Genomic DNA, 21,686 nt, shown 5'->3' with positions numbered 1-21,686 from the left:
TTGCACAGTTCAATTTATTGACGAAAAGGAGTTTCCATGCAGATCACCGATATCGCGGCCCATGAGGCGCTGGACAGCCGGGGCCACCCCACCGTGGAGGTCGAGGTCGAACTGGAGGACGGCGCGCGCGGCCTGGCCCTGGTGCCCTCGGGCGCCTCCACGGGGCGGTACGAGGCGCTGGAGCGGCGCGACGGCGATGCTTCGCGCCATCTGGGCAAGGGCGTGCTGGGGGCGGTGCAGGCCGTCAACACCGAGCTGCGCGATCTGCTGCGCGGCATGCAGGCCGACGCCCAGGGCCGCATCGACACGGCCATGATGGCGCTGGACGGCACGCCAGGCAAAAGCCGGCTGGGCGCCAACGCGCTGCTGGGCGTGTCGCTGGCCGTGGCCCGCGCGGCGGCGGCCAGCCAGCGCATGCCGCTGTGGCGGCACATGGGCGGCGCCCAGGCGCGCGTGCTGCCCGTGCCCATGATCAATGTCATCAATGGCGGCGCCCATGCCGACAATCCGCTGGACTTCCAGGAGTTCATGCTGCTGCCGGTGGGGGCGGACAGCTTCGGAGAGGCGCTGCGCATGGGCGCCGAGGTCTTCCACACGCTGCGCCATGCGCTCAAGGCCGCAGGCCACAGCGTCAACGTGGGCGACGAGGGCGGATTTGCGCCCGCCCTGCGCAGCGCGCCCGAGGCGCTGGACCACCTGATGGCCGCCATCGAGCGCGCCGGCCTGCGCCCTGGCAGGGACATCGCCCTGGCCCTGGACCCTGCCGCCAGCGAATTCCATGGCGAGGACGGCTACCGCTACGCGGGCGAGGGCCTGGTGCGCAGCCGCCAGCAGCAGGTGGACTACCTGGCGCAACTGGTGGAGTACTACCCCATCGTCTCCATCGAGGACGGCTTGGCCGAGGACGATATCGAGGGCTGGCAGGCCCTGGGCCGGCGCCTGGGCGGACGCTGCCAGCTGGTGGGCGACGACGTGTTCTGCACGAACCCCGGCCTGTTCGAGGGCGGCATTGCCCGGGGCGTGGGCAACGCCATCCTGGTCAAGATCAACCAGATCGGCACGCTGACCGAGACCTGGGACGTGCTGCGCCTGGCGCATGGCGCCGGCTACGGCGTGGTGATGTCGCACCGCTCGGGCGAGACCGAGGACACCAGCATTGCCGACCTGGCTGTGGCGGCCCAGTGCGCCATGATCAAGACCGGCTCGCTGTCGCGCGCCGACCGCACGGCCAAGTACAACCGGCTGCTGCGCATCGAGCGCGAACTGGGCCCGGCCGCCGTCTATGCGGGGCGCCGTGCGCTCAAGGGCCGGTCGGGTCAGGAACCCGTGTCGGCCGTGTCTGGTGCCTTGTAAACCAGCACCTTGAGACTGCGCTCGGCGTCGATGTCGGCGAAGGTGGCCGGGTTGGCCAGGCGCTCGACGAACTCCAGCTCGGGCGCCACTTCCTGCATCTGCGATGTCAGGAACTGCGTACCCATCTCCGGCGCGTTCAGGCACAGCAGCACATGGCCGCCGGGGCGCAGCAGGTCGGGCAGGCGGCGCATCAGGCGGGCATAGTCCTTGGTGGCGACGAAGCTGCCCTTCTGGTAGCTGGGCGGGTCCACCACGATCAGGTGGTACGGCCCGCCGCGCGTGATCTTGCCCCAGCTGCTGAAGATGTCGTGGGCCAGGAAGCTGGCGCCCGACAGATCGTTGAGCCGGTGGTTCTGCTGGCCCGTGGCCAGCGCGCCTTGGGCCATGTCCATGTTCATCACATGGCGCGCCCCGGCCTGCAGGGCCACTACCGAAAAGGCGCAGGTATAGGCGAACAGGTTGAGCACCTTGATGCCGTGGCGGTGCTCGGGATGGTTGGCGACATGCGCGTGCACCCAGCGCCGGCCTTCGGCCATGTCCAGGAACAGGCCGTGGTTCTGGCCGCGCAGCACCTGCACGCGGTAGCGCGTGCCGGCCTCGGTGACGATGTGGGGGTCCGGCACCTCGCCGGCCATGAGCCGCGTTTCGGCGGGCGCGGCGGGCTGGCGCAGCTGGTAGACCCAGTTCAGGGGCTGGTCCGGTGCCAGTTCGCTCCAGCGCAGTGACAGCGCTGTGCCGATGGCGGCCAGGGCGTCATCGTCCAGCGGCTGGAAGCTGGTGAGCACCAGTACGGGCGGGAAGGCATCGAGCACCAGATGCTCGCAGCCCGGGTACAGGCCGCCACGGCCGTGGAAGATGCGTTGGGCGTCGGAGGGCAGGGCCATCCGGGCGATGGCGTCGAGCAGGGCTTGCATGGGAGGGGCTGGATCTGGCAGGGGCGCCGGGTGTGCCGGGTGGAACCGTACGGGACCGTATGGTTCCAGGCAGGGGGCGACGAAAAGGTCTGCCAGTGTATGCAGTTTGGGGCCTTGCCCAGGCAAACCCGGGCAAACCTGGTTTCAGGCCCCATTCAGCGGTGCTGTGGGCAGGCTCAATGCCGCCAGCCGCGCCGCACCTCGAAGAAACTGCATTCGCCGTCGCCCAGGCCCTGCATGCCGGCCTCGGTGGCGGCGCGCGCAGCCTTCATCCAGCGGGCGAAGGCGAGCTTGGCGTCGTCGCTGATTTCTTCAGGGGGCGTGTCTTCCAGGCCCTCTACCAGGTACAGGGTTTCACTGACCTGCTCGGCGCTGCCGAGCTGGCGTTCGAGCACGCGGGCATAGCGTGCCTCGGCCTTGTTGCGTTCCTGCTCGGGCAGGTTGGGGTAGTCACACAAGGTGACGGTGAAGGCGGCTTCTTGCATGTCCATGGTTCACGAGGTGAGGATGATGACTGGCGAAATATACAGTATTAACTGGCTGCGCATCCAGTATTTTTCCGGTGTTTTTTTACAGTGTTATCCCGGTGGGGTCGCTGCCGGGCAGCGGCTGCAGCCATGCGGCCACAATCGCCTGCAAGGAGAAAACCATCGCCATGACGAACGAATCGACCACGGGCAGCCCGGCCTGGGACCCCGAAGCCACGGGCCATGCGCTGTTTGCCACGCGCGTGGGGCCCTGCGGCGTGGCCTGGGGCGCCTGCGGCCTGGTGGCCTTTCAGTTGCCCGAGGTGGACGGCCCGGCCGCCACGCGCACGCGCATGCTGCGCGGCGTGCAATTGCGCAGACCGGGCAGCTACGCCGCAGCGGCGCGGGCCGAGGACCTGCCGGCCAGCGTGGCACAGGCCATCGCCGGCGTGCAGGTGCTCATGGCGGGCCATGGCGAATGGACCTTGGAGCCTTCCGCGCCCAGCGCACAGCAGTTGCGTGACGGCCCGGTGCTGCCCGATCTGCGATCACGGCGCATGCTGCCCGCAGGCGAGGCACTGCCGGATCTGGCCGGGCTGGCGCTGGACTGGCACGGCGTGTCGGACTTTCACCGCCGTGTCTATGACCTGACGCGCGCCATTGCGCCCGGCCATACGCGCACCTATGGCGAGATTGCGCGCGAGTTGGGCGAGGTGGGCCTTTCGCGCGCCGTGGGACAGGCGCTGGGCCTCAACCCTTTTGCGCCCGTGATTCCCTGCCACCGCGTGCTGGCTGCCGGCGCCCAGCCGGGCGGTTTCTCGGGCGGCGGCGGCGCGCTGACCAAGCTGCGTATGCTGGAGATCGAGGGTGCGGCCTGGGGCGGCACGCGCTCGCTGTTCGGGGATTGACGGGCCGGACACGCATGTGACATGCGGCACGGCAGGGCGGCTTGCACAATCGCCGCTGCAGGCTGTTCCGCTTGGGGATGGCCGCCCTCCATTCCAACCATGACCGGAACACAAGACCCGGCGCAGGAGACAGACGAATGACTCGCAATGTGCAGCAACTTTTCGACCTCACCGGCAAGACCGCTCTGGTGACCGGCGGCTCGCGCGGCCTGGGCCTGCAGATGGCCCATGCGCTGGGCGAGGCGGGCGCCAGGATCATGCTGAGTTCGCGCAAGGCCGCCGACCTGGAGGAAGCCGCTGCCGAGCTGCAGGCCGCAGGCATCGACGCCCGCTGGATCGCCGCCGACTGCGCCAACGAGGCCGACATCGAGCGCCTGGCCGCCGAGACCCTGGAGCGCCTGGGCCAGGTGGACATCCTCATCAACAACGCAGGCGCCAGCTGGGGCGCGCCGGCCGAGGAGCACCCGGTGGCCGCCTGGGACAAGGTGATGAACCTCAACGTGCGCGGCTACTTCCTGCTGAGCCAGCAGATCGCGCGGCGCAGCATGATCCCGCGCAAGACCGGGCGCATCATCAACCTGGCCTCCATCGCAGGGCTGGGCGGCAACCCGCTGGGCATGAAGACCATTGCCTACAACACCTCCAAGGGCGCGGTCATCAACTTCACGCGCGCGCTGGCCGGCGAGTGGGGCGTGCACGGCATCAACGTCAACGCCATCTGCCCGGGCTTCTTCAAGACCAAGATGGCCAGCGTGCTGATCGAGACCCTGGGCGAGGATGAAATGAAATCCCACGCCCCGCTGCGCCGCCTGGGCGACGATGAAGACCTCAAGGGCCTGACCCTGCTGTACGCCAGCGACGCGGGCAAGCACATCACGGGCCAGTGGGTGGCCGTGGACGGCGGCGTCAGCGCCCTGGTGGGCGGTTGAGCCCCAGCGGCGCTGCTGCCGAGGTGACAGTTTTTCCCGCAGATCGGGCCGCCGCGCGCCATGGTGCCTTCGGGCGCCCTTATGCTCGGCTCCATTGCGATCTGAACTGGAGAATTTCGTGCTGGATTTTGGCCACCCCATCCCCTTCGTCGACCACCTGGGTTTCACCCTGCACCGCATGGAGGACGGGGAGTCCGAACTGCGCTTCGAGGCGCGTCCCGAGCACCTGAACACCTTTGACGTGACCCACGGCGGCGCCACCATGACCCTGCTGGACGTGACCATGGCCGTGGCCGCACGCAGCCTGCAGCGCGACATGGGCTGCGTGACCATCGAGATGAAGACCAGCTTCATGCAGCCGGCGCGCGGCCCCCTGGTGGCCAAGGGCGTGGTGCTGCACCGCACGCGTTCCATGGCCTATACCGAGGCGCGCGTGTTCGATGCCTCGGGCCGGCTGTGCAGCCATGCCACCGGAACGTTCAAGTACATGCCGCGCGTGGCCAAGCCGGCCGCCGCCGAGACAACCCTCGCCACGGACTGATCCGCACGGCGAATTTGCCAGATACCCAATGCCACACGCCAGCCCCGGCAGCACCGGGAACTGGTTCCATTGTTTGTGATGCCACCGGAGGTTTTCCCATGCCCGTGAACCAGCAGATCCTGCTCGACAACCGCCCCGAGGGCGAAGCCGTGGAAAGCAATTTCCGCCTTGCCAAGACCGAGACCCCCGCGCTGGCCGAAGGCCAGGTGCTGGTGCGCCACCACTACCTGAGCCTGGACCCCTACATGCGCGGCCGCATGAATGACAGCAAGAGCTACGCCCAGCCGCAGCCGCTGGGCGAGGTGATGATCGGCGGCACCGTGGGCGAGGTGGTGGAAAGCCGTCATCCCAAATTTGCGGTTGGCGACAAGGTCGTGGGCATGGGTGGCTGGCAGGAGTACAGCGTGGTCGATGGCGATGCGCCCGGCATGCTGCGCAAGGTGGACACCACCCACGTGCCGCTGTCGCACTACCTGGGCGCCGTGGGCATGCCCGGCGTTACGGCCTGGTACGGCCTGGTGAAGATCATCGCCCCCAAGGCCGGTGAGACCGTGGTGGTCAGCGCCGCCACGGGCGCCGTGGGCAGCGCCTTCGCGGCCCTGGCCAAGGCACGCGGCTGCCGCGTGGTGGGCATTGCGGGCGGCCCCGAGAAGTGCCGCTACGCCACCGAGGAGCTGGGCTTCGATGCCTGCATCGACTACCGCGAGCACCCCGACACCAAGACCATGGCCAAGGCGCTCAAGGACGCCTGCCCGCAGGGCATCGACGGCTACTTCGAGAACGTGGGCGGCTACATCCTCGACGCCGTGCTGCTGCGCACCAACGCCTTTGCTCGCATCGCGCTGTGCGGAATGATCGCCGGCTACGACGGCACGCCGCTGCCCATGACCAATCCCGCGCTCATCCTGATCAACCGCATCCGCATCGAAGGCTTCATCGTCAGCGAGCACATGGAAGTCTGGCCCGAGGCACTGCAGGAACTGGGCCGCCTGGTGGGCACCGGCAAGCTGCGCCCGCGCGAGAGCATTGCCGAAGGCATTGCCTCCGCACCCTCGGCCTTCCTGGGCTTGCTCAAGGGCAAGAACTTCGGAAAGCAACTCGTCAAATTGATCTGAACCACCACAAAAACCAGGAGACAAGGGAATGATCAAGAACTTCAAGGGCAAGACGGCGGTGCTGACGGGCGCGGGCTCGGGTTTCGGGCTGGAGTGCGCGCGCATTGGCGCGAAGCTGGGCATGAACCTGGTGCTGGTCGATGTGCAGCAGGAGGCGCTGGACAGGGCCGCCGCCGAGTTCGAAGGGCAGGGCGTGCGCGTGCTGGCGCGCCGCGTGGATGTGTCCGACGCAGCCCAGATGCAGGCCCTGGCCGATGAGGTGCGCCAGCAGTTCGGCGCGCCGCACTTCGTGTTCAACAACGCAGGCGTGGGCGCGGGCGGGCTGGTCTGGGAGAACACGCTGGAAGATTGGCAGTGGGTGCTGGGCGTCAACCTCTGGGGCGTGATCCACGGCGTGCGGCTGTTCACGCCCATGATGCTGGAGGCGGCCAAGGCCGATCCGTCCTTCGAGGGCCACATCGTCAACACGGCCAGCATGGCCGGCCTGCTGGCGCCGCCCAATATGGGCATCTACAACGTCAGCAAGCATGCCGTGGTGAGCCTGACCGAGACGCTCTACCAGGACCTGGCCCTGGTCTCCGACCAGATCAGCGCCAGCGTGCTGTGCCCCTTCTTCGTGCCCACGGGCATCAGCCACAGCGAGCGCAACCGGCCCAGCCATCTGGCCGCCCAGCCGCTGACGGCCAGCCAGAAGATCGGCCAGGCCATGAGCGAGAAGGCCGTGGGCTCGGGCAAGGTCACGGCCACCGATGTGGCGCAGAAGGTCTTCGACGCCATTGCGGCCAACCAGTTCTATATCTACAGCCATCCGCAGGCGCTGGGCTCGGTCCAGACCCGCATGGAAGATGTGGTGCAGGGGCGCAATCCCACCGACCCGTTCGCGCACAAGCCCGAACTGGGCGCCAGCTTGAAGGCCTCGCTGCGCGCGGCCTGAGCGTCAGTCCTCCTCGTCCGGGTCCGGCCTGTGGGGGGCTGGCCTGGCGGGAGCCTCGGCCTTTTCATCGGGCGGCGCGGAGGGCAGGGGCCGCACCAGCCGCACCATGAGCTGGTTGCCGCGCCCCATGTCGGGCCGCGTCTCCAGGCTGTCGAGGTCAATCGCCCAGGCCTGCTGGGCCGACAGCTGCGTAACGGCGCTGCCCGAGATGTTGCTGTAGTTGTAGGGATTGACGGGCCGCGCGTTCACCGCTGCCGTGCCCGTCCAATGCCAGCCACGCGGTGCGCCCGGGAACAGCTCGGGCGACAGGCCTTGCGGCCGTATATCGCGCGAGATCAGCCGGCGCATCTCGTTGACGCGCGGCAGGCGCCAGCGCACGCCGTCCTGCTTGGCCCGCTCGGCGGCCAGGGCCTGTGCCTGCTTGTGCGTGAACAGCTCCGGCAGGCCCGTGCAGGTCTTGCCATTCCAGTGCATGCCTTCCACGCAGCGCGGCCACAGCAGGCGGGCGCGCCGGTCAATCACGTCGCGGCCGTCTTCGGATACTTCCAGCACAGGAGCGGCGCCGGGCCTGGGGCCGCGCTGTGCCTCCTGCTGTGTCTCTCGCTGCGCTGCCTGGGCAGAACCCAGCGTGCAAACACCCAGCAGCAGGGCGGCGAGCAGGGGCCCTGGCAATGCATTCAGGGCCGGTGGAAGGGAAGGCAGGGATGGGCGCATGGTGTGTTGCAGTGGCGATGGCGATGGCAGTTGCAGCGATGAAAAGGTGGGTTGGCCTCTCGGGTGGCAATCTCGTTTCAGAGCGTAACAGGATTGCGGGCTTCTGAATTTGTGCCACGGCAAGCCGCCACCGCCAGGTGCGCGGGGCTGCATGCCCAGGAAATGTGAGCAGCCTCCTGCAGCCCCGCGCGCTTGCCGCCACAATGGCGCGTCTATGTCTGCGTCTATGCCTTCCTCTTCTCCCGCTTCCCCTGATTCCCACACACTGCGCCTGGTGCTGATCCTGGGCCTGCTCTCGGCCATCGGTCCGTTTGCCATCGACATGTACCTGCCCGCGCTGCCCCAGATCGGCAGCAGCCTGGGCGCCCAGGTGGGCGCGGTGCAGGCCAGCCTGACGGCCTTCTTCCTCTCGCTGGGCGTGGGCCAACTGCTGTACGGGCCGGTCTCGGACATGGTGGGGCGCAAGCCGCCGCTGTACTTCGGCCTGACCGTGTTCGCGCTGGCCAGCGTGGGCTGCGCCATGGCCACCAGCATCGAGACGCTGGTGGTGCTGCGCTTCATCCAGGGCCTGGGCGCGGCCGCCGGCATGGCCGTGCCGCGCGCCGTGGTGCGCGACCTGCACACCGGCCACGCGGCGGCCCGCATGATGTCGCTGCTGATGCTGGTGTTCAGCGTCTCTCCCATCCTGGCGCCGCTGGCCGGCAGCGGCGTGATTGCCGTGAGCAGCTGGCGCGGCGTGTTCTGGGCCGTGGCCGTGGCGGCCGTGATCGGCCTGGTGGCCGTGTTCATGGGCCTGAAGGAAACGCGCGGGGCCGCCGCGCGGCTGGACAGCAGCGTGGCCGGCGCACTGCGCGCCTACGGCGTGCTGCTGCGCGACTGGCATTACCTGGGCCTGGTCTTCATCGGCGGCTGCGCCATGGCGGGCTTTTTCGTCTACCTGGCTGGCTCCCCCTTTGTGCTGATCAATTACTACGGACTGAGCTCCACCCAGTACAGCCTGGCCTTCGGGCTGAACGCCATCGCCTTCATCGGCGCGGCGCAGTTCACGGGCTGGCTGGGCCAGCGCTTCGGGCTGGTGCGTGTGGTCAAGGTGGCGGCCACCGGCTCGGGCCTGGTGATGCTGTCGCTGCTGTCGTACTACCTGCTGGGCGGTGAGCGGCTGGCCGTGCTGATCGGCCTGTACTTCGTGGCCAGCGCGCTGATGGGGCTGGTGATTCCGACGACCTCGGTGCTGGCGCTGGAGGAGCACGGCGCCATTGCCGGCACGGCCTCGGCGCTGCTGGGTACGCTGCAGATGCTGTCGGGCGCTGCGGCCATGCAGATCGTGGGCCTGTTCTCCACGGGCAAGCCCCTGCCCATGGTGGTGGGCATGGCCACGGGCGCGCTGATCGGTGTGGCCCTGGCCTGGATCACGCTGGGTGGTGCGCGTGCCCATCGCGTGGGCGCAAAGGACCATTCATGAGCCTGGCACCCGCGGCAGAGGCTGCGCCTGTCCACGATGGACTTCCGTCAGGCCCTCGCGGCCAGGCGATGCTGGTCATCATCCTGGGGCTGACGCTGTCGGTGCTGGACAGCACCCTGGTCAATCTGGCACTGCCGGCCATGGCGCGCGAGCTGCAGGCCAGCTCGGCCCATACGCTGTGGGTGGTCAATTCCTACCAGCTTGCCAGCCTGGTGCTGCTGCTGCCGCTGGCGGCCCTGGGCGAACGCCTGGGCTACCGCCGCGTGTATCTGGTGGGCATGCTGGTGTTCTCCCTGGCCTCGCTGGCGGCCATGCTGGCCACGTCGCTGCCCACGCTGGTGGCGGCGCGGGCGCTGCAGGGCCTGGGCGCTGCGGGTGTGATGAGCGTCAACGCCGCCCTGGTGCGGCTGATCTATCCGCGTGCCCTGCTGGGGCGGGGCATGGCCGTGAATTCGCTGGTGGTGGCGACGGCATCCATGGCCGGGCCCTCGGTGGCGGCGGCGATTCTGTCGGTGGCCAGCTGGCCCTGGCTGTTTGCGGCCAATCTGCCGCTGGGCCTGTTCACGCTGTGGCTGGGGCGTCGCGCGCTGCCTGCCAATGCCGTGGCCGGCCATGCAGGGGCGCGGCTGTCGCCGCTGGATGTGCTGCTCAACATCCTCATGTTCAGCCTGATCTTCCTGGGCGGCGAGCAGCTGGGCGTGCGCGCCGGCGGTGCCGATTCTTCCCTGCCTTCGGGTTGGTGGCTGCTGGGCGCGGGCCTGCTGGTGGGCGCCTGGTATGTGCGCCGCCAGTGGCGCCTGCCCGCGCCGCTGCTGCCGGTGGACCTGTTGCGCATTCCGGTGTTTGCGCTGTCCATGTGCGGATCGGTCAGTGCCTTTTGCGCGCAGATGCTGGCCTACCTGGCGCTGCCGTTCCTGCTGCTGGAGTCGCACGGCATGTCGCCCATCGAGGCCGGGCTGCTGATCACGGCCTGGCCGCTGGCCACGGTGCTGACGGCGCCCATCGCGGGCCGGCTCATCGGCCGCTATGCGGACGGGCTGCTGGGCGGCATCGGCATGGCCATGTTCGCCTGCGGGCTGTGGGCGCTGGCGGCCATGCCCGATGCGCCTTCGACCGTGGACATGGTCTGGCGCATGCTGCTGGCGGGCAGCGGCTTTGCGCTGTACCAGTCGCCCAACAACCACACCATCGTGACCACGGCGCCCCTGGCGCGCAGCGGCGCGGCCGGCGGCATGCTGAGTTCGGCGCGGCTCACGGGACAGACCCTGGGCGCCGTGGTGCTGGCCACCATCTTCACCTTCGCGGGCGGGCATGGCGGCCATGCCGAAATCGTGGCCCTGGCCGTGGCGGGCTGCTTTGCGGCCATGGCGGGCGTGTTCAGCCTGCTGCGCGTGCGCACGGCACCCGTGCCTAAGCACTGAACAGGCCCGTAAATGGCATTGAACTTGCATGTGTCGGCGCGCTCCGACACATGCATCATCCTGGATGGACTTGCCAGGAGATTTCGGTGGCATGCCATCCGCTTTACAAACAAGAAATATGGGCACTGCACAATCGTGCGATGCCCCCAACGACTTCGCTGCTCCCATGATTTCTGACGTGCCCTTTTCGCCGAGCCCGCGCCTTGCGGCGCCTTCCGATTCCCAGCCCGGCGCAGGGCACGTACAAGCTTCCGCCTCGCCGGCCGGCGGCCGGCGCATCGGCACCGCCGTGCTGTGCGCACTGGCGCTGGCCGCAAGCCTTGCGGCCTGCTCCAAGAAGGATGCCGCACCTGCCGCCACGGCCAAGGCCGCGACCGAGGTGGGCGTGGTCACGCTGCAAAAGCAGAGCCAGCAGCTGGACGCCACGCTGCCGGGCCGCACGCGCGCCTCGCTGACCGCCGAAGTGCGGCCCCAGGTATCGGGCATCGTGCAAAAGCGTTTGTTCACCGAGGGCGCGCTGGTGCGCCAGGGCCAGCAGCTCTACCAGATCGACGCGGCCTCGCTGCGCGCCACCGAGGCCAGCGCCCAGGCGGCCGTGGCCAAGTCCGAGGCCAGCGCCCGCACGCTGGAGGCCACGGCGCGGCGCAATGCCGAGCTGGTCAAGATCGATGCCATCAGCCAGCAGGCCTTCGAGGAAAGCCAGGCCGCCGCAGCCCAGTCGCGCTCTGACGTGGCCGTGGCCAAGGCCAATCTGGAGACCGCGCGCATCAACCTCAAGTACAGCCGCATCGAGGCGCCCATCAGTGGGCGCATCAGCCTGTCCACCGTGACGCCGGGCGCGCTGGTGACGGCCAACCAGACCGAGGCGCTGACCTCCATCGTGCAGTTGGACCCCATGTATGTGGACTTCACCCAGTCCACCAGCGAGCTGCTGCAGCTCAAGCGCGACTGGGATGCCGGGCGCTTCCAGAAGGTGGAGGGCGACAAGGTGGCCGTACGCATCCGCCTGGACGATGGCACGGACTACAGCCACCAGGGCAAGCTGCAGTTTGCCGGCGTGATCGTCAATGCCACCACGGGCAGCGTGACGCTGCGCGCCGTGGTGCCCAACCCGCAGGGCGTTCTCATGCCGGGCATGTATGTGCAGGCGCTGCTGCCCACGGGCCTGGCGCCCGAGGCGCTGCTGGTGCCCCAGCAGTCGGTGACGCGCGACCTGACCGGCAAGGCCAGCGTGCTGGTGGCCAAGGCCGACGACGTGATCGAGCGCAGGCCCGTGAACATCGACCGCGCCGTGGGCAACATGTGGCTGCTGCAGGACGGCCTGTCGGCCGGCGAACGCGTGGTGGTCGATGGCTTCCAGCGCATCAAGCCCGGCGACAAGGTGCGCGCCGTGGAGGTGGACCTGCGCGCCAAAGCCCAGGCCCGCAAGGGCAAGCCGGCCGACGGGCCGGCAGCACCTGGCGCTGCGGACAAGGCGCCTGCTACAGCTCCAGCTCCTGCACCGGCAGCGGCTCCTGCTCCCGCCGCCGGCTAAGCCGCAGGAACCCGTCACATGGCTCAGTTCTTCATCAACCGGCCCATCTTCGCGTGGGTCATCGCCATCGTCATCATGCTGGGCGGCGCGCTGTCCATCTTCACGCTGCCGCTGGAGCAATACCCCGACATCGCGCCGCCGCGCGTGACCATCGGCGCGCAGTACACGGGCGCCTCGGCCGAGACGGTCGAGAACTCGGTGACCCAGATCATCGAGCAGCAGCTCAAGGGCATCGACAACATGCTCTACATGAGCTCCACGTCCGACGCCTCGGGCCGTGCGCGCACCACGCTGACCTTTGCGCCGGGCACCAACATCGACGTGGCCCAGGTGCAGGTGCAAAACAAGCTGCAGTCCGCCGTGAACCGCCTGCCTGATGCGGTCAAGAGCCGGGGTGTGTTCGTGAACAAGGGCGGCCAGGACTTCCTGGTCACCTACAGCTTCTTCTCCAAGGACCCGGCCATGACCGCGGTCGACATCGGCGACTACCTGACCAGCAACCTGGTCGATGTGATCGGCCGCCTCGACGGCGTGGGCGATGTCAACGTCTTCGGCACCAACTATGCGATGCGCATCTGGATGGACCCGGCCAAGATGGAGAAGTACGCGCTGATGCCGTCGGATCTGGTCAATGCGCTGAACTCGCAGAACGCCCAGGTCTCGGCCGGCCAGCTGGGCGCGCTGCCCGCCGTCTCCGACCAGCAGCTCAACGCCACCATCACGGCGCGCACCAAGCTCAAGACGGTGGAGCAGTTCGAAGATATCGTGCTCAAGTCCTCGCTGGACGGCTCGGTGGTTCTCATGAAGGACGTGGCCCGCGTGGAGCTGGGAGCCGACAACCTGACCATCAAGGCCAAGCTCAACGGCCTGCCCGGCGCGGGCATGGGCATCGTGCTGGCCGATGGAGCCAATGCCATGCAGGTGGCCGACACCATCGCCGCCAAGCTGGCCGAGCTCAAGCCGTTCTTCCCCAACGAGATCGACTACTTCGTCAGCTCGGACTCCACGCCCTTCGTGCGCGCCTCCATCAAGGAAGTGGTCAGCGCGCTGGGCGAGGCCATGATCCTCGTGGTCATCGTGATGTTCATCTTCCTGCAGAACTTCCGCGCCACGATGATCCCCGCCATCGCCGTGCCCGTGGTGCTGCTGGGCACCTTCGGCGTGCTGTCGCTGGCCGGGTACTCGATCAATACGCTGACCATGTTCGCCATGGTGCTGGCCATCGGCCTTCTGGTGGACGATGCCATCGTCGTGGTGGAGAACGTCGAGCGCGTGATGCACGAGACGGGCATGTCGCCCAAGCAGGCCACGCGCCAGTCCATGCGCGAGATCACGCCGGCCCTGGTGGGCATCGGCGTGACGCTGTCGGCCGTGTTCGTGCCCATGGCCTTCTTCGGCGGCTCCACGGGCGTGATCTACCGGCAGTTCTCCATCACCATCGTCGCGGCCATGGCGCTGTCGGTGTTCGTGGCGCTGACGCTGACGCCTGCGCTGTGCGCCACGCTGCTCAAGCCGCCCGCAGCGGGCGGGGCAGGGCATGACCGCCCCATCCGCAGCGGCATCCTGGGGGTGAACGACCGGTTCTTCCGCTGGTTCAACCACCATTTCGACGCCACGGCCGCGCGCTACCAGGGCACGGTGGCCTACTCGCTGCGCCGCGCCAAGCGCATGATGCTGATCTTTTTGGCCGTCTGCGGCGTGGTCTGGCTGCTGATGGCGCGCCTGCCCACTTCCTTCCTGCCGGACGAGGACCAGGGCTTCGTCTTCGTCAACATCAACCTGCCTTCGGGCGCGGCCGATACGCGGCTGCAGGGTGTGCTCGACGAGGTGCGCGACTACTTTGCCAAGCAGCCCGACGTGGTGAGCTTCTACCAGGTCTCGGGCCTGAACGGCGACCAGGCCTCGGCACGCGCCTTCGTGCGGCTGAAGACCTGGGAGGAGCGTCCGCTGCCCGGCCAGTCGGCCTCCGAGATCGCGCACCGCGCGACCAAAGACCTGTCCGCCATCCGCGATGCGCGCGTGCTGGTCGTGCTGCCGCCGGCCGTGCGCGGCCTGGGCTCCAGCTCGGGCTTCAACTTCATGATCAAGGACATGAACGGCCTGGGCCACCAGGCGCTGCTGGAGGCCAAGGAGAAATTCCTGACCGAGGCCCGCAAGCGCCCCGAGCTCACCAATCTGCGCATGACCAACCTGGAAGACGCCAGCGAGCTGCGCCTGGACATCGACGACCGCAAGGCCGCCGCGCTCGGCCTGTCGTACACCGACATCAACAGCGTGCTGTCCAGCGCCATGGGCGGCACCTATGTCAACGACTTCCTGAACAACGAGCGCGTCAAGCGCGTCTACATCCAGGGCGATGCGCCGCACCGCATGCTGCCCCAGGACATCGCCAAATGGACGGTGCGCAACGCCAAGGGCGAGATGGTGCCGTTCAGTTCGTTCTCCAGCAGCTACTGGGCCTACGGCTCGCCCCAGCTCATGCGCTACAACGGCAACCCGGCCTACGAAATGGAAGGCCGCGCCGCCTCCGGCGTCAGCTCGGGCACGGCCATGCAGATCGTGGAGGACATCCTGCGCACCCTGCCGGCCGGCATAGGCTACGAGTGGACCGGCGCCTCGCTGCAGGAGCGCCAGTCCGGCGCCCAGGCGCCGCTGCTGTACGCCATCTCCATCCTCTTCGTGTTCCTGTGCCTGGCGGCGCTGTACGAGAGCTGGACCGTGCCGCTGTCGGTGATGCTGGCCGTGCCGCTGGGCGTGGTGGGCGCGCTGGCCGCCACCTATACGCGCGGACTGACCAACGACGTGTACTTCCAGGTGGGCCTGCTGACCACGGTGGGCCTGGCGTCCAAGAACGCCATCCTGATCGTGGAATTTGCGGTGCAGCTGCAGGAGCAGGGCAAGAGCATCTTCGACGCGGTGGTCTCGGCCGTGCGCCTGCGCCTGCGTCCCATCTTGATGACCTCCCTGGCCTTCGGCTTCGGCGTCATTCCGCTGGCCATCGGCACGGGTGCCGGCGCGGGCGGGCGCAATGCCATCGGCACGGCCGTGCTCGGCGGCATGCTGGCCTCCACGGTGCTGGGCATCTTCCTGGTGCCCGTGTTCTTCCTGCTGATCCGCAGCTGGTTCAAGAGCCATTCGCGCACCGAGGACGACGCGCCCCAGCCCACTGCCGGATCACCTGATTCACCGCATACCGCAAAGGAGAGCGCAGCATGAGGCGCCCAACGAATGTCTCCGCACTGGCCGCAGCGGCGGCGCTGGCGGCGCTGCTGACTGGCTGCAACCTCGCGCCGCAGCACCGCACGCCCGACATGCCCGTGCCCGATACCGTGGGCAGCACGGCCGCAACGCCGGCCCAGGCCGACGAGGCCAGCCTGCAGGCTGCCGCCGCGCTGGGCTGGGTGCAGTCCCAGCAGCTGCGCGAGGTCATTGCGCTGGCCCTGGCCAACAACCGCGACCTGCGCGTGGCCGTGGAAAGCATCGAACGCGCGCGCGCCCAGTACGGCATCACGCGCGCCGACCTGCTGCCCAGCGTCACCGCCCAGGCACAGGCCAGCCGTGCGCGCACGGCCGCCGGCATGACCAGCGCCACCCAGGCGGCCTCGGTCAGCACCCAGTACACGGCCCAGCTGGGCTTTGCCAGCTATGAGATCGACCTGTGGGGCCGCGTGCGCAACCTCAGCGAGGCGGCGCTGCAGCAGTTCCTGCAAAGCGAGCAGAACCGGCGCAATGTTCAGATCGGCCTGGTGGCCGATGTGGCCAACGGCTGGCTCACGCTGGCGGCCGACCAGGCCCGCCTGCAGCTGGCGCGCGAGACCCTGGCCAGCCGCGAGAAGGCCTACGAGCTGACGCGGCGCATGCACGAAATTGGCTCCACATCGGGCCTGGTGCTGGCACAGAACCAGACCACGGTGGACACGGCGCGCGGCGATGTGGCCAGCTTCACCTCCCAGGTGGAGCGTGACCGCAACGCCCTGCAATTGCTGGTGGGCGGCCCGCTGCCCGATGCCCTGCTGCCCGGCGCCGCCACGCTGCGCGCCGATGCCCGGCCCGCGGCCGCGCTGCAGCCCGTGCCTGCACCGCTGCCCTCCAGCGTGCTGCTGGTGCGCCCCGACATCCAGGCCGCCGAGAACAACCTGCGCGCCATGGAGGCCAACATCGGCGCCGCACGCGCTGCCATGTTCCCCACCATCAGCCTCACGGCCAGCGTGGGCTCGGGCAGCCGCGAGCTCGACGGCCTCTTTGGCGGCAGCAGCAGCACCTGGAGCTTCATCCCCCTGGTGCGCCTGCCCATCTTCGACGGTGGCCGCAACCGTGCGGGCGTGCAGGTGGCCGAGGCCAACCAGCGCATCGCCATCGCCCAGTACGAGAAGGCCGTGCAGACGGCCTTCCGCGAAACCGCCGACGTGCTGGCCGACCGCGCGCAGTGGGACGAGCGCCTGGCCGCCCAGACCAGCATGGTCGCCGCCACGCAAAAGGCCTTCGACCTGTCGGAGGCCCGCTTCAAGGCCGGCGTGGACAACTACCTGACCGTGCTGGATGCGCAGCGCAGCCTCTACACGGCCCAGCAGACCCTGATCGGCCTGCGCCTGTCCGAGCAGCTCAACCGCGTCACGCTGTGGAAGGTGCTGGGCGGCGAGCAGGTGCAGGCGTCGTCCGCCTCGGCACCGGCGAATTCCTGAGCGCGGGCGGTGTATTGCGCGGTCCCGCAGAACATGCCGCCCCGACCACGATGAGCCCCTTTGCCAACACCCCCGAGCCGCCTTACTACGCCGTCATCTTCTCGTCGCGCAGGACGCCGGACGACGATGATGGCTACGGCCTCATGGCCCAGCGCATGGTGGACCTGGCCGCGCAGCAGCAAGGCTTCCTGGGCGCGGAAAGCACGCGCGGCGAAGACGGTTTCGGCATCACCGTGTCGTACTGGTCCACGGCCGAATCCATTGCGCGCTGGAAGCAGGATGCCGAGCACCTGGTCGCCCAGCAACTGGGCAAGGACGCCTGGTACGAGCACTATGAGTTGCGCGTGGCCCGCGTGGAGCGCGCCTACGGCAAGCGCTGAATCCGGGCCGCCTGCGCTTGCACCACGGCCTCGGCCAGCAGCGCGATGGAGCGCGGCGCGCAGCCTTCGGCATCGTTGCTCACCGTCACAAAGGCGGGCAGCCCGCGGCTGGTGATGCCATCGATGGTCTTGGCGAGGATGGCGCGCGTGTGCACATCGGGCGTGCGGATCTCGTCAAAGGGATCGTGCTTGGTTTGCGCATCGGGGTAGCCGTAGGCCCCGAACTCGCGGTTCAGGTTCCAGCGGCAGACCAGGGGGCTGGGCCACAGCCGCCGCAGAAAAACCAATTGCTCTTCGATGGGGGGCATCTTGCCGTGCAGCCCCAGGCAGAAGGTGGCGCCCGCAGCGCGCAGCGTGTCCGCCAGCTCGGGCGTCAAAAGCTCCGGGTCGCGCACTTCCACCGCGACGATGATCTGCGCGCCCAGCGGATGGGCGGCCAGCGCCGCTCGCACCGCGTCCAGCATGGCCTGCAGCCGCGCCAGCAGTTCGGTGGGGCGGCTCAACAGGCCCCAGGTCATGGGACTGAGCTGGAACACCAGCACGCCGAGCTGCTCGCCCAGCCCTTCGAGCGTGGGCTCGACGAAGCTGGTCACGGCCAGATCGGGTTGAAGGAACACGGGGTTCAGCGACATGCCCTTGCCGTCCTCGTCGCGGACCTGCGCATCGGTGACCACCGAAGGGCACTTGACCACGAAGCGGAAATCGGCCGGCACCTGGCCCGCGAAGGCCAGGTACTGGCTGGCCGTCAACGGCCTCCAGAAGCTGCGGTCCACGCACACCGTTCGCATCAACGGATGCCGGCCATAGGCCTCCAGTCCCTTCTTGGCCAGCACGCTTTTGTCATAGGCGCCATCCCAGATCAAACCTTCCCAGCCCGGGTAGGACCAGGTGGAGACCCCCATGCGCAAGCCCTGCGGAAGCTGGTCCGCCAGCGCCTGCCATTGCAGGGCCTGGGGCGCCAGCTGCACGGCGCCGACGGCCTTGCGGGATGCCGGCTTGCGGCCGCCAGGCGCCGCGCTGGCGGCAGGCGGGACCGGGGCTGAAGAGGGTGGGGAGGGCGGCGGTGAGGGCGGCGCGCCAAACAGATCGTCTTGCATGGGCTGGAGCATGGATTGTCCATGATGCCGCTGCGCCAGCGCAGCCCGCGTAGGCACTCAGGCCACGCAGGCCCCGGCCGCACTGGCGATGTGCCTGGAGGCCAATGCCGCGTCGCAGGCCTGGGGCGGTATCGATTGACGGAGCCTAAGGCGCTCTTGAGGAATCACAGTTTTCAGTGATTGCCACCCACCCGCTTCCTTTGAACAATCCGCACTGACACCTCACGGGCAGCTGTACCGCCGTGTCGGGGTGCCCCAAGACACGCGAAACACGCAAAACACGCAAAGGAGAGGGTGATGCTGACCATAGAAGAGGTAGTGGCGGGCCCGCAGCGGTCCGTGCTCATCACATCGGAGGGCGTATTCGCCTGGGGCAATCTGGAGGTGTTGCGCACCCTGCCCGAAGGCGTGGACGCTGCCGAGGTCTGTGCGCCCGATGCCACGCGCATCGGCCACCGCAGCTTTTCCCAGCCCGTGCCCCAGCGCCTGAGCCCCCGTGGCACGCGTTGGGAGGGGCTGGTGGATGCGGGCCATTCGCTGCTGGCCTGGGCGGATGGCCAGGCCTATGCCGTTGCGCCCCAGGTCCGCGATGCCGCGGGCGCCGTGCCCAGGCCTTTGGCCTTGGGCCGGCAGGATGCCGGGGTGCGGCGCATCTGGGCGGGTGAGCAGCAGGCCTATGTGCAGGACCGCGAAGGCGCACTCTGGGGATGGTCGGATGCCATGCCCGGTGCGCAGCGCGTGCAGGGCCTGCCCTCCGTGCGCAGCGTGTCCGTGGGCATGGGCCATGCGCTGGCGCTGGATGCCAGGGGGCAGGTATGGTCCTGGGGCGCCAATGCTGCGGGCCAACTGGGGCAGGGCGATCTGGTGCAGCGCAGCCGTGCGCAGCGCGTGGTGCTGCCGCAGGGCGCTGCGGCCGTGGTGGCGGTGGCGGCGGGCGCCACGCACAGCCTGGCGCTGGATGAGAAGGGGCGGCTGTGGGGCTGGGGCTCCAACCACCAGGGCCAGCTGGACCAGGGGCTGCAGGCGGCCTACAGCCCCGGCCCCGTGCGCATTGCCGTGCCTGAGCGCCTCAGCAGTCTGGCGGCGGGCCTGCATTTTTCGGCGGCGACCACGCAGGGCGGGCAGGTGCTGGCCTGGGGCTGGAATGGCCTGGGCCAGCTGGGCCAGGGCGATGCGGCACCCCGCGCGGGCTTTCACGCCGTCCCCGGCCTGGCGGCGGTGCAGCAGATCAGCGTGGGTGGCACGCATGTGCTGGCGCTGGAGCGCGGAGGGCGCTGCTGGGCCTGGGGCGACAACCGCCATGGCGCCTGCCAGGGCGAGGACGGGGCCCAGGCCCAGTCCCGCCCCCATGCGCTGGCCTTGCACGCCCTCAATGACCTGACCGAAACCAACGCAATCGCCGGCACGGCAAAGGAGGCCCTGTGAAGCATCTGCAACAGGGACATTCAATGCCCGCCCCGGGCCTGAACCGCAGGGCACTGCTGCAATGGGGCGCCCTGCTGACGGCGGGCGCCGTGCTGCCCGGCTGCGGCGGTGGAGGCGGTCCGCGCGACGATCTGCCCGAGCCGCAGGCGCTGCGCTCCGTCAACGGCGTGCTGGAGCTGCACCTGAACGTGGGCTATGCGTCCATGGACATGGACCTGCCGGACAGCGACATCGCGCGCTGGGCCCGCTATCCGGCCGATCGGCAGCCCGGGCGGCGTCTGGAGCTGCGCAGCTTCAATGGGCGATACACGGCGCCCACGCTGTGGCTGCGCCCCGGCGACACGCTGAAGATGTGGGTGCACAACCAGCTGCCGGCCTCGCCCCAGGGCTCGGACTGGGCGCTGCTCAACCACCAGAACAGCACCAACATGCATTTCCACGGCCTGCACGTGGACCCGCGCGAGATACGGCCCGGCGTGTTTGGCGACTACGTGGTGGACGGGCCGGATGCCGGCATCGCGCCCGGCGCCACGCGCTACCACGAGATCCATCTGCCCGACGACCACAGTTGCGGCATCTACTGGTACCACCCGCATCTGCACGGCGCCACCAATGCCCAGGTCTCCAGCGGCATGTTCGGCGCCATCATCGTGGCCGATGCGCAGGACCCGTTCCGTGCCAGCGTGAACATGCGCGAGCGCGTGCTGTTCGCCCACAAGCTCACCGTCAACGCCAAGGGCCGCACCGATACGCTGGAAGACTCGATGCAGAATCCGGCCGGCGCCTTTTTGCTCAACGGCGCCTACCAGCCCACCATCGTGATGCGGCCCGGCGAGGTGCAGCATTGGCACATCGTCAATCCTTCGTCGTTCTACCCGCTGCATCCCGTGCTCGACGGGCATGTGATGAATGTCTATGGCCGCGACGGCAACCATTACGGCGGTATCTACCGGCCGCTGAGCCGGCAGACGGCCGGGCAGCCGCTGGACATGCGCGACTGGCCCGGCAACTACATCTACCCGGGCGGGCGCCTGTCCATGGTGGTGCAAGCATCGATGGCGCCGGGCGAGTATTTCCTGCGCGCGGCCGCGTGCCCGTCCTTTCACCGGCCAAGCGGCAACGAGCCCTTCGAGGAGGTGCTGGCCCGGGTGGTGGTCCAGGGCGAGCCCGTGCAGGCCCGCGTGCCCGACCCTGCACTGCTGCGCCGGCCCGGCGACTACACGCCCATCACCGATGCCGAACTGGCCAGCCATGGTGGCGTGCAGCGCGTCCTGCGCCTGGCCGTGCTGGCCGACGACGAGGACAAGGGCGTGCGCGACCCGGCCCTGGCGCCCATGCCGGCCGGCGAGAGCTGGGTGCTGAAGGTGGGCGGCAACCGATCGGTGTTTGCGGTGGGCACCGAGGCCATGCCGCTGGGCATGTCGCCCATCCATTCCAGCCTCACGCCTGTGCAGACCGTGCCCTTCAATGCGGTGGAGGAGTGGACGGTCTACAACTACAACGGCTACCCGCATCCCTTTCACATCCACGTCAACGATTGCTATGTGGTCAGGGTCAACGGCGCGCCGGTGACGCCGTTCTGGGCCGACACCCTGCCCGTGCCACCGGGCACGGGCAGCAGCGGGGCGGCGGGGGTCACCAAGGGCAGCATCACCTTTCGCATGCGGTTCGCGGATTTCCACGGCAAGTTCGTCTGGCATTGCCATGCGCTGGACCATGAGGACCTGGGAATGATGCAGATCGTGGATGTGCGGCCCTGAAAGCCGGGCTTGTCCGATCGGCCATTCCCGCGCCCTTCCGGCTTCATGCT

General features: G+C 68.7%; 18 protein-coding genes. 14 read left to right on the top strand and 4 right to left on the bottom strand.

Going from position 1 to position 21,686, the window contains the following annotated elements:
• Nucleotides 1–36: 36 nt before the first annotated feature.
• Nucleotides 37–1,353, top strand: a complete 1,317-nt coding sequence (gene eno, locus A4F85_RS08750) for a phosphopyruvate hydratase (protein ID WP_063326335.1) — start codon at nt 37–39, stop codon at nt 1,351–1,353.
• Here the strand turns inward: eno and A4F85_RS08745 are convergent.
• A complete protein-coding gene (locus tag A4F85_RS08745; protein ID WP_063326334.1) occupies nt 1,317–2,267 on the bottom strand; it encodes a class I SAM-dependent methyltransferase in 951 nt (316 codons plus the stop codon). The genes eno and A4F85_RS08745 overlap by 37 nt on opposite strands.
• A 176-nt stretch (nt 2,268–2,443) precedes the next feature.
• Complete coding sequence (locus A4F85_RS08740) at nt 2,444–2,758, bottom strand: hypothetical protein (protein ID WP_013802728.1); 315 nt, start codon at nt 2,756–2,758, stop codon at nt 2,444–2,446.
• 164 nt (nt 2,759–2,922) lie between these two features.
• On the opposite strand from A4F85_RS08740, the gene A4F85_RS08735 reads away from it, so the two are divergent.
• The 5 genes from A4F85_RS08735 to A4F85_RS08715 all read left to right on the top strand — a co-directional run bounded on the left by A4F85_RS08735 (nt 2,923) and on the right by A4F85_RS08715 (nt 7,161).
• Nucleotides 2,923–3,642 carry a methylated-DNA--[protein]-cysteine S-methyltransferase gene (locus A4F85_RS08735; RefSeq protein ID WP_063327925.1) on the top strand — a complete coding sequence of 240 codons (720 nt, stop codon included), beginning with the start codon at nt 2,923–2,925 and terminating at the stop codon, nt 3,640–3,642.
• Nucleotides 3,643–3,779: 137 nt separating this feature from the next.
• Nucleotides 3,780–4,571 (top strand): SDR family oxidoreductase, encoded by a 792-nt coding sequence (locus tag A4F85_RS08730; RefSeq protein ID WP_012205198.1) that lies wholly within the window; start codon nt 3,780–3,782, stop codon nt 4,569–4,571.
• 118 nt (nt 4,572–4,689) lie between these two features.
• Nucleotides 4,690–5,112, top strand: a complete 423-nt coding sequence (locus A4F85_RS08725; protein WP_016446794.1) for a PaaI family thioesterase — start codon at nt 4,690–4,692, stop codon at nt 5,110–5,112.
• A 98-nt stretch (nt 5,113–5,210) separates the two neighbouring features.
• Nucleotides 5,211–6,227, top strand: coding sequence for an NADP-dependent oxidoreductase (locus A4F85_RS08720; RefSeq protein ID WP_013802725.1), 1,017 nt, complete (start codon nt 5,211–5,213; stop codon nt 6,225–6,227).
• Between the two features lie 28 nt (nt 6,228–6,255).
• Nucleotides 6,256–7,161: an SDR family oxidoreductase gene (locus tag A4F85_RS08715; protein WP_012205201.1), complete on the top strand. Its 906-nt coding sequence runs from the start codon at nt 6,256–6,258 to the stop codon at nt 7,159–7,161.
• Between the two features lie 3 nt (nt 7,162–7,164).
• Here the strand turns inward: A4F85_RS08715 and A4F85_RS08710 are convergent, their stop codons facing one another.
• Entirely contained in the window at nt 7,165–7,875 is a 711-nt protein-coding gene (locus tag A4F85_RS08710; protein WP_063326333.1) for an Lcl C-terminal domain-containing protein, read from the bottom strand.
• 226 nt (nt 7,876–8,101) lie between these two features.
• Here A4F85_RS08710 and A4F85_RS08705 point away from each other — a divergent pair, with 226 nt between their 5' ends.
• The 6 genes from A4F85_RS08705 to A4F85_RS08680 all read left to right on the top strand — a co-directional run bounded on the left by A4F85_RS08705 (nt 8,102) and on the right by A4F85_RS08680 (nt 17,354).
• Complete coding sequence (locus tag A4F85_RS08705) at nt 8,102–9,337, top strand: multidrug effflux MFS transporter (RefSeq protein WP_013802722.1); 1,236 nt, start codon at nt 8,102–8,104, stop codon at nt 9,335–9,337.
• The gene (locus A4F85_RS08700) at nt 9,334–10,758 is read left to right on the top strand and encodes an MFS transporter (RefSeq protein WP_043820870.1); all 1,425 of its coding nucleotides are present in this window, start codon (nt 9,334–9,336) and stop codon (nt 10,756–10,758) included. The genes A4F85_RS08705 and A4F85_RS08700 overlap by 4 nt, the downstream gene beginning before the upstream one ends.
• 166 nt (nt 10,759–10,924) lie before the next feature.
• Complete coding sequence (locus A4F85_RS08695) at nt 10,925–12,292, top strand: efflux RND transporter periplasmic adaptor subunit (RefSeq protein WP_063327924.1); 1,368 nt, start codon at nt 10,925–10,927, stop codon at nt 12,290–12,292.
• Nucleotides 12,293–12,310: 18 nt separating this feature from the next.
• Complete coding sequence (locus A4F85_RS08690; protein WP_063326332.1) at nt 12,311–15,508, top strand: efflux RND transporter permease subunit; 3,198 nt, start codon at nt 12,311–12,313, stop codon at nt 15,506–15,508.
• Nucleotides 15,505–16,974 (top strand): efflux transporter outer membrane subunit, encoded by a 1,470-nt coding sequence (locus A4F85_RS08685; protein WP_063326331.1) that lies wholly within the window; start codon nt 15,505–15,507, stop codon nt 16,972–16,974. The genes A4F85_RS08690 and A4F85_RS08685 overlap by 4 nt, the downstream gene beginning before the upstream one ends.
• Before the next feature lie 50 nt (nt 16,975–17,024).
• The gene (locus tag A4F85_RS08680) at nt 17,025–17,354 is read left to right on the top strand and encodes an antibiotic biosynthesis monooxygenase family protein (protein WP_016446802.1); all 330 of its coding nucleotides are present in this window, start codon (nt 17,025–17,027) and stop codon (nt 17,352–17,354) included.
• Here the strand turns inward: A4F85_RS08680 and A4F85_RS08675 are convergent.
• Nucleotides 17,339–18,451, bottom strand: a complete 1,113-nt coding sequence (locus tag A4F85_RS08675; protein WP_063327923.1) for a DUF72 domain-containing protein — start codon at nt 18,449–18,451, stop codon at nt 17,339–17,341. The genes A4F85_RS08680 and A4F85_RS08675 overlap by 16 nt on opposite strands.
• A 297-nt stretch (nt 18,452–18,748) precedes the next feature.
• Between A4F85_RS08675 and A4F85_RS08670 the strand changes: the two genes are divergently transcribed.
• Together A4F85_RS08670 and A4F85_RS08665 are read left to right on the top strand one after the other, a co-directional pair.
• Entirely contained in the window at nt 18,749–19,876 is a 1,128-nt protein-coding gene (locus A4F85_RS08670) for an RCC1 domain-containing protein (protein ID WP_063326330.1), read from the top strand.
• Nucleotides 19,873–21,636, top strand: a complete 1,764-nt coding sequence (locus tag A4F85_RS08665; protein ID WP_231890500.1) for a multicopper oxidase family protein — start codon at nt 19,873–19,875, stop codon at nt 21,634–21,636. Before A4F85_RS08670 ends, A4F85_RS08665 begins: the two co-directional genes overlap by 4 nt.
• Nucleotides 21,637–21,686 lie beyond the last annotated feature (50 nt).

This window comes from Delftia sp. GW456-R20, from assembly GCF_001622915.1.
GTDB lineage: Bacteria > Pseudomonadota > Gammaproteobacteria > Burkholderiales > Burkholderiaceae_C > Comamonas > Comamonas acidovorans.
Note: the sequence above shows the minus strand (reverse complement) of the source record. Positions and strands in the feature narration are given on the sequence as shown.

Excerpts from the sequence above, each read along its gene's own strand:
- eno (WP_063326335.1), top strand. The coding sequence starts at position 37 with ATGCAGATCACCGATATCGCGGCCCATGAGGCGCTGGACAGCCGGGGC.
- A4F85_RS08745 (WP_063326334.1), bottom strand. The coding sequence starts at position 2,267 with ATGCAAGCCCTGCTCGACGCCATCGCCCGGATGGCCCTGCCCTCCGAC.
- A4F85_RS08740 (WP_013802728.1), bottom strand. The coding sequence starts at position 2,758 with ATGGACATGCAAGAAGCCGCCTTCACCGTCACCTTGTGTGACTACCCC.
- A4F85_RS08735 (WP_063327925.1), top strand. The coding sequence starts at position 2,923 with ATGACGAACGAATCGACCACGGGCAGCCCGGCCTGGGACCCCGAAGCC.
- A4F85_RS08730 (WP_012205198.1), top strand. The coding sequence starts at position 3,780 with ATGACTCGCAATGTGCAGCAACTTTTCGACCTCACCGGCAAGACCGCT.
- A4F85_RS08720 (WP_013802725.1), top strand. The coding sequence starts at position 5,211 with ATGCCCGTGAACCAGCAGATCCTGCTCGACAACCGCCCCGAGGGCGAA.
- A4F85_RS08715 (WP_012205201.1), top strand. The coding sequence starts at position 6,256 with ATGATCAAGAACTTCAAGGGCAAGACGGCGGTGCTGACGGGCGCGGGC.
- A4F85_RS08710 (WP_063326333.1), bottom strand. The coding sequence starts at position 7,875 with ATGCGCCCATCCCTGCCTTCCCTTCCACCGGCCCTGAATGCATTGCCA.
- A4F85_RS08705 (WP_013802722.1), top strand. The coding sequence starts at position 8,102 with ATGCCTTCCTCTTCTCCCGCTTCCCCTGATTCCCACACACTGCGCCTG.
- A4F85_RS08700 (WP_043820870.1), top strand. The coding sequence starts at position 9,334 with ATGAGCCTGGCACCCGCGGCAGAGGCTGCGCCTGTCCACGATGGACTT.
- A4F85_RS08695 (WP_063327924.1), top strand. The coding sequence starts at position 10,925 with ATGATTTCTGACGTGCCCTTTTCGCCGAGCCCGCGCCTTGCGGCGCCT.
- A4F85_RS08690 (WP_063326332.1), top strand. The coding sequence starts at position 12,311 with ATGGCTCAGTTCTTCATCAACCGGCCCATCTTCGCGTGGGTCATCGCC.
- A4F85_RS08685 (WP_063326331.1), top strand. The coding sequence starts at position 15,505 with ATGAGGCGCCCAACGAATGTCTCCGCACTGGCCGCAGCGGCGGCGCTG.
- A4F85_RS08680 (WP_016446802.1), top strand. The coding sequence starts at position 17,025 with ATGAGCCCCTTTGCCAACACCCCCGAGCCGCCTTACTACGCCGTCATC.
- A4F85_RS08675 (WP_063327923.1), bottom strand. The coding sequence starts at position 18,451 with ATGCAAGACGATCTGTTTGGCGCGCCGCCCTCACCGCCGCCCTCCCCA.
- A4F85_RS08670 (WP_063326330.1), top strand. The coding sequence starts at position 18,749 with ATGCTGACCATAGAAGAGGTAGTGGCGGGCCCGCAGCGGTCCGTGCTC.